General features: G+C 58.9%; 8 protein-coding genes. 1 reads left to right on the forward strand and 7 read right to left on the reverse strand.

The window, feature by feature from the left end:
• Positions 1-11: 11 nt before the first annotated feature.
• The 5 genes from ABD982_RS06760 to dapB all read right to left on the reverse strand — a co-directional run bounded on the left by ABD982_RS06760 (position 12) and on the right by dapB (position 7606).
• Positions 12-3296 (reverse strand): FtsK/SpoIIIE family DNA translocase, encoded by a 3285-nt coding sequence (locus ABD982_RS06760; protein WP_345445902.1) that lies wholly within the window; start codon positions 3294-3296, stop codon positions 12-14.
• Between the two features lie 95 nt (positions 3297-3391).
• On the reverse strand, positions 3392-5110 hold the full coding sequence (locus ABD982_RS06765) for a ribonuclease J (RefSeq protein ID WP_345445904.1): 1719 nt from the start codon (positions 5108-5110) through the stop codon (positions 3392-3394).
• Positions 5111-5211: 101 nt separating this feature from the next.
• Complete coding sequence (gene dapA / locus ABD982_RS06770; protein WP_345445906.1) at positions 5212-6132, reverse strand: 4-hydroxy-tetrahydrodipicolinate synthase; 921 nt, start codon at positions 6130-6132, stop codon at positions 5212-5214.
• Between the two features lie 102 nt (positions 6133-6234).
• Complete coding sequence (locus ABD982_RS06775) at positions 6235-6858, reverse strand: hypothetical protein (RefSeq protein ID WP_251380820.1); 624 nt, start codon at positions 6856-6858, stop codon at positions 6235-6237.
• Positions 6851-7606: a 4-hydroxy-tetrahydrodipicolinate reductase gene (gene dapB, locus ABD982_RS06780; protein WP_345445909.1), complete on the reverse strand. Its 756-nt coding sequence runs from the start codon at positions 7604-7606 to the stop codon at positions 6851-6853. Before dapB ends, ABD982_RS06775 begins: the two co-directional genes overlap by 8 nt.
• A gap of 309 nt (positions 7607-7915) precedes the next feature.
• Here dapB and ABD982_RS06785 point away from each other — a divergent pair, with 309 nt between their 5' ends.
• The gene (locus ABD982_RS06785; RefSeq protein WP_345445911.1) at positions 7916-9856 is read left to right on the forward strand and encodes an acyltransferase family protein; all 1941 of its coding nucleotides are present in this window, start codon (positions 7916-7918) and stop codon (positions 9854-9856) included.
• Between the two features lie 5 nt (positions 9857-9861).
• Here the strand turns inward: ABD982_RS06785 and ABD982_RS06790 are convergent, their stop codons facing one another.
• Both ABD982_RS06790 and ABD982_RS06795 read right to left on the reverse strand, forming a co-directional pair.
• The gene (locus ABD982_RS06790) at positions 9862-11193 is read right to left on the reverse strand and encodes a M16 family metallopeptidase (protein ID WP_251380817.1); all 1332 of its coding nucleotides are present in this window, start codon (positions 11191-11193) and stop codon (positions 9862-9864) included.
• A gap of 130 nt (positions 11194-11323) precedes the next feature.
• Positions 11324-13555, reverse strand: a complete 2232-nt coding sequence (locus ABD982_RS06795; RefSeq protein ID WP_251380816.1) for a polyribonucleotide nucleotidyltransferase — start codon at positions 13553-13555, stop codon at positions 11324-11326.
• Positions 13556-13680: the final 125 nt, after the last annotated feature.

A 13680-nucleotide genomic window follows, 5' to 3' on the forward strand; every position in this document is an offset into this window, starting at 1 on the left:
GGGTACTTCTATTATCGCCCGGTAAGGCTCCAGGCATCCTCATCGCCATCATCTCCGTCGTAATCATCAACGGTTTCAGGGACGCCCGCGTTCATCTTCCCCACGGGGTCACCAGCGTAGGGGTCATCGTAGTCTTCGGCCAGAGCAGGGGGATCTTCACCGCGCAGTTTAGCCAGTACACCCGGCAGGTCATCAGGCTGAACCAGCACGTCACGTGCCTTTGACCCCTCAGAGGGGCCAACGATTTCGCGGGATTCAAGAAGGTCCATGAGACGGCCTGCCTTAGCGAAGCCCACGCGAAGCTTGCGCTGCAGCATGGAGGTCGAACCGAACTGGGTATTCACCACCAGTTCCGCGGCACGCAGCAGGTCATCGAGGTCATCACCAATATCATCGGCAATCTTCTTCGAAGGAGCGGTAGCCACCACATCATCGCGGTAGGAAACCGGCATCTGAGTTTTGACGTGCTCTACCACCTCGTGAATCTCGGATTCAGAGACCCAGGCACCCTGCACACGCATGGGTTTGGAGGCGCCCATGGGCAGGAAGAGGGCGTCGCCCTGGCCAATCAGCTTCTCAGCGCCGGGCTGATCTAGCACCACGCGGGAGTCGGTGACCGAGGAGGTAGCAAAAGCCATACGGGAGGGCACATTGGCCTTAATAAGGCCGGTGACGACATCCACCGAAGGACGCTGGGTAGCTAGAACCAGGTGAATACCGGCGGCACGCGCCAGCTGGGTGATACGCACGATGGACTCTTCAACATCACGCGGGGCAACCATCATGAGGTCAGCCAGCTCGTCCACAATCACCAGCAGGTAAGGGTAGGCCTTGATTTTGCGCTTGGAGCCGGGTTCGGGCTGAATCTTGCCTGCCTTGACTGCCTTGTTGAAGTCGTCCACGTGCTTATAGCCGTAGTGGGCGAGGTCGTCGTAGCGGGCGTCCATCTCGCGGACCACCCACTGCAGTGCTTCGGCTGCCTTCTTGGGGTTGGTGATGATGGGAGTAATCAGGTGCGGGATGCCCTCGTAGGCGGTGAGTTCCACGCGCTTGGGGTCTACCATGACCAGGCGCACTTGGTCAGGGGTTGAACGCATGAGAATGGAGGTAATCATGGAGTTCACGAAGGAGGACTTACCGGCACCGGTAGCGCCTGCGACCAGCATGTGGGGCATCTTGGCCAGGTTGGCAATCACGAAGCCACCCTCGACGTCCTTACCAACGCCCATTACCATGGGGTGATCGGTGGCGTGAGCTTTAGCCGAGCGCAGCACATCGCCCAGCACCACGATTTCACGGTCGGTGTTGGGGATTTCGATGCCGATAGCGCTCTTGCCCGGAATGGGCGAAAGAATGCGCACATCGGCCGATGCTACGGCGTAAGAAATGTTCTTGGACAGGGCGGTAACGCGCTCTACCTTGGTACCAGCGCCCAGTTCAATTTCATAGCGGGTAACTGTGGGGCCACGAGAGAAGCCGGTCACTTCAGCGTCTACGTTGAACTGCTGCAAAACATTGGTCAGAGCATCAACGACCTGCTCATTGACCTCGCTACTCTCCTTGGCCGGAGGGCCCGCGTCCAGCATGTTTTCTGCGGGCAGGGTGTAATCGCGCCCGGCGGCTTCAACCACCTGAGCTTCACGGGGTTGTTCAGTTAATTCCACGCGGGTGCTGTTATGAATGCGGGAAGTGCGCTCAGCGCCACGCGCAGCATGGGGCGCGGACGCCGCGGGAGCAGCCGGTGCCAAAGGAGCGGGTGCTGAGGAGTTTGGGGTTGTGGGGCTCACTGCTCCAGAGGCAGCGCTGGCTGAGGCGGTGCCTCCTGCTGCTCCAGCGGCAGCGCTAGCGAGGCTAGCGCCTAGTGCACCACCGGTAGCCGCGCTCTTGTGAGATGAGGGCCGAGGTACGGTGTGGGTGCGAGGAGCCCCTAAAGCACCAGCTTCGCCCTGAACTTGAGCTTTACGCTCAGAGGCTTCTTCAGGCTCGGTGAGCGTCTCGGTTAGATTGCCGCGCTGGGCAGCTGCCCGGCGGGTCTCATCCAGGCGCTGAGCTGGGGCGTCAGAGGTACCTGAACCGAGCTCGCCTGCTGGGGTCTCAGCCCAGGCCCCCTGATCGAAGAGCTCCGCACGTTGCTGAGCGGCTTTCTTAGCTGCCTTCTTTTCGCTGCGGGTTTGCTTGCGGGAAGCTTCAACATCAAAGGCATCAACAGACGGGCGGGTAGAAGCAACGGTTGAGCTCTGCTGACCGCGGGCAGTCTGAGCCACCGGTGCGGTATCTGCAGCAGGCTCCTCAAATAGAGCACCGCGGTAAGCTTCGTCCCCATCATAAGCATCGAGGCGGGTGTCTACTGCTGGCTGGTGACCAAAGCCCAACCAAGCGAGCAAACCGCCGCGACGCTGGGGTGCCGGTGACTCTTCATAGTCACCGTCATAGAGGTAGGAGCGGTCATGCTCGCCCTCGTCAAAGACTTTAGTGGGCTGATCGTCAGCAGTGTGGGAGGTAGCACGAGAACCGGCTGAGGGCGAAACGTGATGGTGGCGCTCCCCCAGCAGAATCCCAAAGATGTGAACTGTCCTAGGCCAGACCTGGCGAAGAGGGGTACGAGTAGCGACCAGGAACCCGGCCAGAAAGACCAGGCTAATGAGAATCCATTCCAGGGCGTTAACCCCGCCCACGATACGGCTGGCAGGGGTGCCGATGAGTACGCCAACGGTACCGCCGCCGCCCCAAAAATGTTCAAAGGAATCAGAGAAGGTGGGGTAATCAGCTACCTTGGCGCCCATCATTGAAGCCGAAACGGTCATGATGGTAAAGCCCAAAGCAATACGGTTATTCTCCCGAACCTCCAAGGGGTGCCGGAAGATACGGATAGCAAAGATAAAGCACAAAATGGGAATGAGCAATGATCCCTGGCCGAAGAGACCACCAACAATAATGTGCCAGATGTTCAGGGGCCATTCGTACCAGGCCAGGTCGGCGTTGGCGTCAGCACGCCAACCCCACCACTCCACAGCAGCTGTGAGAAGGCCGATAGCCAGGATCAAGAGGGCTCCGCCGTCCCTGCGTTCGTTCAGCTCAATATCGGTGCGTAGGGCGCCCATACGTCGCACGGCTCCACCCACGGTGAAGGCAAGGCCCTGCCACGCCCCTACCAGGGCACGCACCAGGGCGTTGCTCTCTTGGGGTGTAGCGGTTCTGCGGTTGCCCTTCCGAGCGGACGCGCGTTTGGACGCGCTCGCGCGGGAACCGTTTGAACGGGGTGCTGATTTGCTCAATCGTGAGTTTCTCGGAGCCATTCTTCCAGTACAGTTTCGTGGGTTGATAGGGCAAGAGGTGCGAAGCTCCGGTGTGGAGGAGCTTCGCACCATAGCTACGCTAGATAGCTTTTTTGTTAGCCTTTGCGGGCTTCAGGGGTGTTGGTTTCAATCACCACAGGCACGATCATGGGCTTACGGCGCAGGCGGCGGGCCACCCAGGCTCCCATAGTGCGGCGGACAATCTGCTGCAGCTGGTGCACGGTATGCACACGCTCAGGTGCACGGTGCAAGGCGTCTTCAAGAGCCGCAGTGATTTTGGGGGTGATGTCATCAAAGACGGAATCGTTTTCAGCGATACCGCGGGCGTGGATGTCCGGCCCGGTCACAACGCGCTTGGTGGCGCGGTCGATAACGGTCACGATGGACACGAAGCCTTCTTCGCCCAGGACGCGGCGGTCCTTGAGGTCGTCTTCGGTTACATGGCCTACGGATTTGCCGTCAACATAAACATATTCGCAAGGTACCTGACCCACGATATTCGCCAAGCCGTCCTTGAGGTCAACCACGGTGCCGGAGTCACAGATTAGCACGCGGTCTTCCTTGATACCGGTTTCAACGGCCAGTTTGCCGCTGGCCTGCAGGTGGCGGACTTCGCCGTGCACGGGCATGACGTTGCGGGGGCGCAGGATGTTGTAGCAGTAGAGCAGTTCGCCGGCTGCTGCGTGACCTGAAACGTGAACCTTAGCGTTACCCTTGTGCACCACGTTAGCGCCCAGCTTCATCAGACCGTTGATAACGCGGTAGACAGAGGTCTCGTTGCCGGGGATCAAAGAGGACGCCAGGATGACGGTGTCATCGGGTTCAATCTGAATCTTGTGATCGCCGTTAGCCATGCGAGAAAGAGCAGCCATGGGCTCACCCTGGGAGCCGGTGCACATCATAACGATTTGCTCGGGGCGGTAGTCATCGACCTTCTTGAGGTCAACCAGCAGGCCCTTGGGCACGGTCAGGTAGCCCAGCTTTTCAGCGATGGTCATATTTCGCACCATCGAGCGGCCCACTAGCACGACCTTACGGCCCCGTTCTTCGGCGGCGTCCAGCACCTGCTGTACGCGGTGTACGTGAGAGGAGAAGGAAGCCACGATGACACGCTTCTTGGCATCACGGATGACGTTGGAAATCACCGGACCAATGTGCTTCTCGGTCGGGGTGAAGCCGGGAACTTCAGCGTTGGTTGAGTCGGGCAAGAAGAGGTCAACACCTTCTTCACCCAGACGCGCGAAGTGGCGCAGGTCGGTAATGCGGCCGTCCAGGGGTAGCTGATCCATCTTGAAGTCACCGGTGTGCAGGGTATTACCCGCAACGGTACGAATGAAGACTGCCATGGCATCAGGAATGGAGTGATTAACGGCAACGAATTCACACTCGAAGGGGCCGATTTTCTCGACCTGCCCCTCGACCACGTCCATGGTGTAAGGCTTGATGCGGTGTTCCTGCAGCTTAGCCTCTACCAAGGCCAGGGTCAGCTGTGATCCCACCAGGGGGATGTCGGGGCGGCGGCGCAACAGGTAAGGTACAGCGCCGATGTGGTCTTCGTGACCGTGGGTCAGCACCACAGCTACCACGTCATCTAGGCGGTCCTTGATGTAGTTGAGGTCCGGCAGAATCAGATCAACACCGGGCTGGGACTCTTCGGGGAAGAGCACGCCGCAGTCAACGATGAGGAGCTTGCCGTTGATCTCATAAACGGTCATGTTACGGCCTACTTCACCCAGACCACCGAGCGGTACAACGCGCAGGGTGTCCTTCTTGAGCTTGGGCGGCATATGGGGACTAGTAACAGTTTGAGCCATAGTCTCTCTTTCTTACTTTTCTTTTTGTATTTTCTACGGGCAAAGCGGGCCTGCCTAAAACCTAGTGTCTTAGGTAAGCCCGCTAACCCCTTGTAACGTCTTTAACGGATGAGTGTTGAAGCGATGGTGGAACCCTCAAGGTCTGCCCGCATGAGTGCCGCTTCTTCATCGGTTGCTAGCACGTGCGGTAGACGCACGGCCGGAGAATCTAGGATTCCCTGCCACGAAAGAATCTGCTTGGCAGCTACACAGCCGGGCACGCGGCTCATAGCAGCTCGAATTACCGGTGCCAGTTCAAGGTGCAGCTTCTGAGCTGTCGCAAGGTCTCCTGCAACGGTCGCGTCGATGAGCTGGCGGAAGGCCTCGGGAGCCACGTGGCTGGTCACACCGACCAGACCGACAGCTCCCACCGCCATCCAGGGCAGGGTCAGACCATCATCACCGGAGTAGTACTGCAGGTCGGTGGTTTCCATGACCTCGGTGGCTGCGGTGAAGTCTGCCTTAGCGTCCTTAACAGCCACGATGTTCTCGTGGCTAGCCAGTGAACGGTAGACCGCAGGAGTAATAGGAATGCCAGCTCGCCCGGGAATGTCATAGAGCATAACGGGGGTTTTGACGGCATCAGCTACGGTGCGGAAATGGGCTTCAAGGCCAGTCTGAGTGGGCTTGTTGTAGTAGGGAGTCACTACCAGCAGGCCGTCTACACCAACCGCTTCGGCGCGGGAGGCCAGGTGAAGAGTGTGGTGAGTGTCGTTAGAGCCCACGCCGGCCACGATGTGGGCCCGCTCCCCCACTGCCTCTTTGACGATGCGGAAAACGTTCTCATTTTCTTCATCGGTCATGGTGGAGTATTCGCCGGTCGTGCCACAGACGATGAGACCGTCATGACCGCGGTCCACAAGATTTTGGGCAAGAGCCGCTGTGGCTTTTTCGTCAACGTCACCAGACTCGGTGAAAGGGGTGACCATAGCGGTCAGCAGTCGACCAAAGATGGGTGAGGTGGTGGTTGCAGTCTCAGACATAGTTAATACGTTACCTTATGTGCTGGGGCTAGTCCCTAGAAAGTAGCCCATCTCGTGTGAGCTTGCTCCCCCGGTGCTACCCGTGTGATCGGTTGAAATTCTCTAGACGGTGAGGTTCTGGGGTGTTTTACCCCGGTAAAGGTCAATGGCGGTGCGCATGGACTTTCGGGCACGTTTGCGGTCGCCCGAAGCGTCGTAGGCTAAAGATAGTTTGAACCAGTTCTTCCAGCTGGACCCATCATTTTCTACCGCGCCGGCGTACTGGGTGAACTGTTCATCGGCAGCTGCCCGATCGATCCGCCCCGAAGCGCTGCGGGGTAGGTGGTCTTCTGGAAGCTCACCGGCCCGCGCCAGTTCTTCACCCAGTTTTTGGGTGCGGGCGCCAAAGGTAATTTCTCGGACGATGGACCAGACACCTAAAATCGGCAGGACAATGAGGGCAAGACCCAGAACTAGCCCCACTGTTCCAGCGTGTTCAATAAAGATCAGCCCGCGCTGCACGGTCAGTGCCAGGTAGAGGGCGAGCGCCCCGGTAATCAGAGCTGCAAAGATTTTGCCTCTGCCTCCGGCATCCACCGCGATGAAGACGGCGCAGAAAACACCTACCGTGAGCAGGAAGAGTTTGGTGCCCCAGCCCAGGGGAAGAATGAGCACGGTGAGCACAGCCAGGGCAATAGTGCCGGCGCTAAAAAGTCTGAGGGAGGTGCTGGGGGCTGCGCTAGTCAAGGTTAAGGTACCGGTCAAGGCCCACTGATAGGCCGGGATTCTCAGCTACCTGGCGCACACCCAGCAGGACGCCGGGCATGAAGCTAGTGCGGTCAAAGGAGTCGTGGCGGATGACCAGTTGCTGGCCAGCATCTCCCAGCAGGATTTCTTGGTGGGCGGTCAGCCCGCGCAGACGCACGGCGTGCACGTTGACGCCATCGACCACGGCACCGCGCGAACCATCAGGGTCGGTTTCGGTCGCGTCGGGTGAAGGCCCGACACCAGCGACAGCTCGGGATTCGGCAATTTTCTGGGCGGTGTGCACAGCGGTACCGCTCGGGGCGTCCACCTTATTAGGGTGGTGCATCTCAATAACTTCTACCGATTCAAAGAAGCGGGCAGCTTTGGCAGCGAATTCGGTGGCCAAAATGGAGCCGATGGCAAAGTTAGGGGCAATGAGTACACCAACGCTAGGGTGCTCTTTGAGGAGGGTTTCAAGGTTGCTGAGGCGTTCCTGGTCCCAGCCGGTGGTGCCTACTACGGCGTGAATATCGTGCTCTACTGCGAAGCGGACGTTCTGTTCAGTGACAGCGGGAACGGTCAGGTCAATCATGACTTCTGCGCTATATTCCACCAGGAGTTCAAGGGAATCTCCGTTGCCCAGGGCCGCTACCAGCTCCATATCATCAGCTTGATTCACCGCTGCTACGGCTTCTGACCCCATACGGCCAGCTGCACCGATTACAGCAACCTTCCAGATCTTGCTCATTTACCTGCCCTGTCTCCCAGCAACCCGAGTTCTTGTGTGTAGCGCTCAGTGGGGCGCTACTACTGCCTACCACTCTAGCGAAAACCCTTGCCCGGCGCAGGGGTTCACTTCATAAAAGACACTTTCACCAGCGCATACAGTTTACCCACCCGGTGCAGGCTGTTTCATCATACGAAACTCGGCTGACCGGGTATGGCAGAACACCCCCACCGGATAGGTTCTACGCGCCCTGCTTTTTAGGGTTCTACCCCCTAAACTGGTGAGGTGCGCCTGCACATCTCCCCCTAATAAAACCAGAGGACCTTTTCGGTGAAAGAAGACCACGTCTTTTATTCTGCCGTGCACCCGCACGAAGGGCAGAGAAAATTTGTGCTGCGCGGGCTCGACGGTATACGAGCCATCGCCGTGCTGCTGGTTGTGGTCTACCATTTCTGGCCCCAAGCTCTGCCCGGAGGTATGATCGGTGTTGATATCTTCTTCGTTATCTCCGGCTATCTGATTACTGCCTTGCTCCTGCGCGAGGGTGCTTATACCGGCAAGATGAACATCGTTGCTTTCTGGGTGCGGCGTCTGCGCCGTCTTATCCCGGCCGTCGCTGTGCTGGTGCTCTTTATCTCCACGGTGGCCCTGATCGTGGGCGGTGACGCGCAGGTGGGTCTGGGGCGCCAAATTTTGGGTGCCTTCACCTACTCCTCTAACTGGCTGCTCATTAGGGCAGGTAACGACTATTTCACCCAGACATCCCCCGAACTCATGACCAATTTCTGGTCCCTGGCTGTTGAGGAACAGTTCTATTTCTTCTGGCCGGTCATCATGGTCTTTGTTTTCATGTTTACCGCCAAGTGGTGGCAGCGTTCACTGGTCCCGGCAATTTTGGGCACACTCTCCCTGCTGCTCACGCTCATCCTAGGGGCGCTGGGCGCTTCAGCTACCCGCCTCTACTACGGCACCGATACCCACCTCTACGGCCTAATGGTGGGCGTACTACTCGCTATGCTGCTGCCCTGGTCCATGTACCCGCCGGCAGATGAACGCCTCTACCCCATCGTCGGTTACGGCAACGGCGCTCAGGGTTGGATCCGCCAGGCAACGGGCTGGGTGTCCCTCCTGCTCGTAGTCCCCCTGGCCCTCACCCTTTCTGACGCTAACCCGGGTCTTTTGATGCCCTGGGGGCTTCTTGCCGGTTCCCTCTTGGGTTTGGGAATGATTCAGGCGCTCCTACCGGATGTCCGGGGCGGCACCTCAGGTGCTTTTCGCGCTCTGCTCTCCTTCCCCCCTCTTGTCTGGGTGGGTCAGAGGTCTTATGGTATTTATCTTTGGCACTGGCCACTGATGGTGCTGGCCCACTATATGTTTGGCCCCGTGCGCTCTCCCTGGGTCAATGCCGTCGTCCTGCTGCTCACTCTGCTCTGCGCAGGTGTCTCTTACATCTATGTGGAACAACCTGTTCGCGCTCTAGGCTTCCGCGGGGCCCTGAGTTCTTGGCTGACCGCTATGTTTGCTCGTACCGGCAAAGTGGTGCCCGTGGCTGCTGCGGTACTGACCTGTCTAGCTCTCATTGCAACGGTTTTTGCTGTTCGTACAGCACCGAACATGACGCAGGCCCAGGCTCTCATTGCTGCCGGCCAAGCTGCCCAAGATCAACACCAGCAACAGCCGGTTACTTCTGCTCCAGAGGACCAGCAACCGGCTGAGACGCCTACTGCCCTTGCAATTCCAGACGGGGTAAGTGTGGTGGGTGACTCGGTAACGCTGGCCGCCGCCGGTGAGCTGGCAAACATGCTCCCTCATGCAGCTATTGACGGGGAAGTTTCCCGCACCAGCAGTAAGGCCATACCCCTGATCAAGCAGCAGGCAAACGAAGGTACGCTACCCACGGTGGTGGTGCTTTCGGTGACTGCCAATTCCACTTTCTCGACTGAAGAACTTGAGGAGCTCTACGAAACGGTCGTAGCAGATGGCAAGCGCCGGCTGGTTCTTGTGACGGGCCGAGGCCCTGATAGCCTGCCCTGGATTGAGCCCTCCAACCAGGCAATTCGCTCCTTTGCCGCAGCTCACCCCGACACGGTGAGCATCGCCGACTGGCAGGCAGCCAGTGAAGGTCACCCGGAATACCTGGTGTCAGATGGCGTGCACCCGCACGGGCAGGGCCTTGAAGTCTACGCCCAGATTATTGCGGACGCCGTCCAGCAGGCAGAAGCTAGCCTGGCCCACAGCACTCTGGCCCCGGAACACGTCCAGGGCCAGTAGGGATTTTATTTGACAACCGTTGTTACCCAGGTCTGCTGTGCCAGGTAGCGGGCAAGATCTTGAACATCATCTAGGGTGACCGCACGGACACCTTCAAGGAGCTCATCTAGGCTCATAAAGCGACCCGAATCTAGCTCAGCCCTACCCAGGCGGCTCATACGGCTACCGGCGTCTTCACTGCCCAGTATGGTTGACCCACCCAGCTGGCCAATGACCTTTTCCAGTTCATCGGCGGTCAGCCCATCGCGTGCAAGATCGTCAAAGGTCTTCTGCATCAGCTCAGTTACCTGCTCTGCTTTGGCTGGCAGGCAACCCGCGTACATACCGAAGTAGCCCGCATCTGAGTAAGAGCCAGAGAAAGAGAAGGTCGAATAGGCCAGACCGCGCTTCTCGCGAATCTCCTGGAAAAGACGCGAAGACATGCCGCCGCCCAGGGCGCTGTTGAGCACGCTCATGGCAAAACGGCGATCATCACCTGCTATCAAACCGGGGCAACCCATCACAATGTTGGTCTGCTCAAAATTCTTCTCCAGGGTCAGACTCTCAGCGCCCGGGGTGATGTCAGCGCGCAGGCGCTCGCGGCGGGGTGCCGGGGCGGTGCCCTCGTTCAAGTCCCAGCCGCGCTGGGCCAGTGATTCCATGACCAGTTTGACGATTTCGCCGTGGTTGAGACTACCCGCAGCAGAGATAACTAACCGGTCGGGGGTGTAGAACTTTTTGTAGTGGTCCCACACCGCTTCGCGGGAGACATCGGTGATTTCTTGCGGGGTACCCCCGATGGGGCGTCCCAGCGGGTGGGTTCCCATGAGCTGCTCGATGAATGACTCAAAGGCAACATCGGTGGGGTCGTCCTGGTCCATGGCGATCTCTTCGAGGATGACGCCGCGCTCTTGCTCCAGCAGTTCGGGGTCAATGACAGCGCCGGTCACCATATCGGCGATGACGTCAATGGCCATGGAGGTGTCCTCGTCCAACACTCGTGCGTAGTAGCAGGTGTGCTCTTTAGCGGTGAGCGCGTTGGATTCGCCGCCCACCCTGTCAAAGGCGTGGGCAATATCAAGTGCGGTACGCTGGCCGGTCCCCTTAAAAAGCAGGTGTTCGAGGAAGTGAGTGGAGCCCAGCATACCGGGGGCTTCATCGCGTGAGCCAACCCCTACCCAAAAGCCAATTGAAACAGAACGCTGGGAGGGCATGCGCTCGGTGATCACGCGCACACCGCCGGGTAAAATGCTACGGCGAACATCGTTGCCGCCGCCACCGGCGTGAATGAGCTTGCCGGTATGGTAGTTGAGCTCATCGGTGAGCTGGGTGAGGGAGGTGGGAAGAAGGACGGGCATAGGTCTCTCTGGTTTAAATCTTTGGGCTTTTAGTTCAATATACCCTTTTGCAGGCTTTAAAACCCCAACGGGTGGGGAGCCTTTCGGCACCCCACCCGTTGATGGTGGTTACAGTGAGGGCTGACCCTACTTACTCTTCGTCGGCTCCAGCCTCTTCGCCGTCGGCGACCACGGGAACCAGTGAGAGCTTGCCGCGGTCATCAATCTTGGAGATTTCGACCTGAACCTTCTGGCCTACGCCCACAACGTCCTCAACATCTTCAACGCGCTTGCCGTCGTTGAGCTTACGCAGCTCGCTGATGTGCAGCAGACCGTCCTTGCCGGGGGTCAGTGACACGAAAGCACCAAAGCTGGTGGTCTTGACGACGGTGCCCAGGTAGCGTTCGCCGATTTCGGGAACCTGGGGGTTAGCGATTGCATTGATGGCTGAGCGTGCAGCCTCAGCTGAGGGGCCGTCGGTTGCGCCAATGTAGACGGTGCCGTCGTCCTCAATGGAGATATCGGTGCCGGTATCTTCCTGGATCTGGTTGATCATCTTGCCCTTGGGGCCAATGACCTCACCGATCTTGGCAACGGGGACCTGAACGGAGATGACGCGGGGTGCAAAGTCGCTCATTTCATCGGGTGCATCAATAGCTGCATTGATGACCTCGAGGATGTGCAGACGGGCTTCGCGTGCCTGAGTCAGGGCGCCGGCCAGAACGGATGCGGGGATACCGTCGAGCTTGGTGTCCAGCTGGATAGCGGTAACGAACTCGCTGGTACCTGCGACCTTGAAGTCCATATCGCCCAGTGCGTCTTCTGCACCGAGGATGTCGGTCAGAGCTGCGTAACGGGTTTCGCCGTCGACCTCGTCTGATACCAGGCCCATCGCAATACCTGCAACGGGCGCACGCAGGGGCACACCGGCGTTCAGCAGGGACAGGGTTGAAGCACACACTGAGCCCATGGAGGTTGAGCCGTTGGAGCCCAATGCCTCTGATACCTGGCGGATGGCGTAGGGGAACTCTTCGCGTGAGGGCAGGATCGGGGTGATCGCGCGCTCTGCAAGGGCACCGTGGCCGATTTCGCGGCGCTTGGGTGAGCCTACGCGGCCGGTTTCACCGGTTGAGTAGGGTGGGAAGTTGTAGTGGTGGATGTAGCGCTTTGACTTAACCGGGTAAAGGGAGTCAAGCTGCTGTTCCATCTTGAGCATGTTGAGGGTGGTGACGCCCATAATCTGGGTTTCGCCGCGCTCAAAGATAGCTGAACCGTGGACGCGGGGCAGAACCTCAACCTCAGCGGTCAGCTGGCGGATGTCGGTCAGACCGCGGCCGTCGATGCGTACCTGGTCGGTGAGGATGCGCTGACGCACAACGTGCTTGGTCAGAGCGTTGAATGCTGCGTTGACTTCGTCCTCACGGCCTTCGAAGGGCTTGCCTTCACCGGAGAGCTCTTCAGCAATCTGCTGCTGCAGGTCACCGGAAGCGATTTCACGCTCCTGCTTACCTGCGATGGAGTAGACCTCTACCACCTTGGACTCGTACGCCTTGACGGCTTCGTCCACGTCAGCTTCACGCTGGCCGAAGACGGGCAGTGTCATGGCGGGCTTGCCCGCGCGGGCAGCCAGGTCTGACTGAGCCTTGCAGAGAGCTGCAATGAAGGGCTTTGAAGCTTCGAGACCCTGAGCTACAACCTCTTCGGTAGGAGCGGTTGCGCCGTCTTCCTTGATGAGCTTCCAGGAGTTATCGGTTGCTTCAGCTTCAACCATCATGATGGCTACGTCTTCGGTGCCGTCAGCCTTGGTGATGACACGGCCGGCTACAGCCATGTCGAAGACAGCGTTTTCCAGTTGTGAGTGCTTGGGGAAAGCAACCCACTGGCCGTCAATCAGTGCTACGCGTACGCCACCGATGGGCCCAGCGAAGGGCGCACCCGAAAGGGTGGTTGAAGCGGACGCAGCGTTGATGGCTACGGTGTTGTAGATTTCATCAGGCTCAATGGTGAGAACGGTGACAACGACCTGAACCTCGTTGCGGATGCCCTTCTTGAAGACGGGACGCAGGGGGCGGTCAATCAGACGCGCAGCCAGGATCGCTTCGGTGGAGGGGCGACCTTCGCGGCGGAAGAAGCCGCCGGGAATCTTGCCCGCTGCGTACATACGTTCTTCAACGTCAACGGTCAGGGGGAAGAAGTCGAAGCCCTCGCGGGGGTTCTTGCCAATGGCGGTAGCGGAGAGCAGGGTGGTTTCATCGTCGATGGTCACCAGGGCTGAGCCTGCTGCCTGCTGGGCTAGACGGCCGGTTTCGAAGCGAACTACGCGCTTACCGAACGTGCCGTTATCAATAATTGCTTCAGCGAACTGAATTTCGGGACCTTCCAAGGTTCCTCCATTTCGTGTGGTGCGCCGCGCTTTCGGTCATCGATTGAGGCTCACAGACCCCTACGTTGGGTGTTCTGTAAACCGCTACCGAGGACCGCGAAAGCACGCGGCGGCTTGGGTTTTCT

The sequence above is a fragment of the Rothia endophytica genome, assembly GCF_039543885.1.
In the GTDB taxonomy this organism is placed as follows: Bacteria; Actinomycetota; Actinomycetes; order Actinomycetales; family Micrococcaceae; genus Rothia; species Rothia endophytica.

What these genes read in the sequence shown, in the direction of transcription:
- ABD982_RS06765 (WP_345445904.1), bottom strand. Translation starts at nt 5,110, where the DNA reads ATGGCTCAAACTGTTACTAGTCCCCATATGCCGCCCAAGCTCAAGAAG.
- ABD982_RS06790 (WP_251380817.1), bottom strand. Translation starts at nt 11,193, where the DNA reads ATGCCCGTCCTTCTTCCCACCTCCCTCACCCAGCTCACCGATGAGCTC.
- dapB (WP_345445909.1), bottom strand. Translation starts at nt 7,606, where the DNA reads ATGAGCAAGATCTGGAAGGTTGCTGTAATCGGTGCAGCTGGCCGTATG.
- ABD982_RS06760 (WP_345445902.1), bottom strand. Translation starts at nt 3,296, where the DNA reads ATGGCTCCGAGAAACTCACGATTGAGCAAATCAGCACCCCGTTCAAAC.
- dapA (WP_345445906.1), bottom strand. Translation starts at nt 6,132, where the DNA reads ATGTCTGAGACTGCAACCACCACCTCACCCATCTTTGGTCGACTGCTG.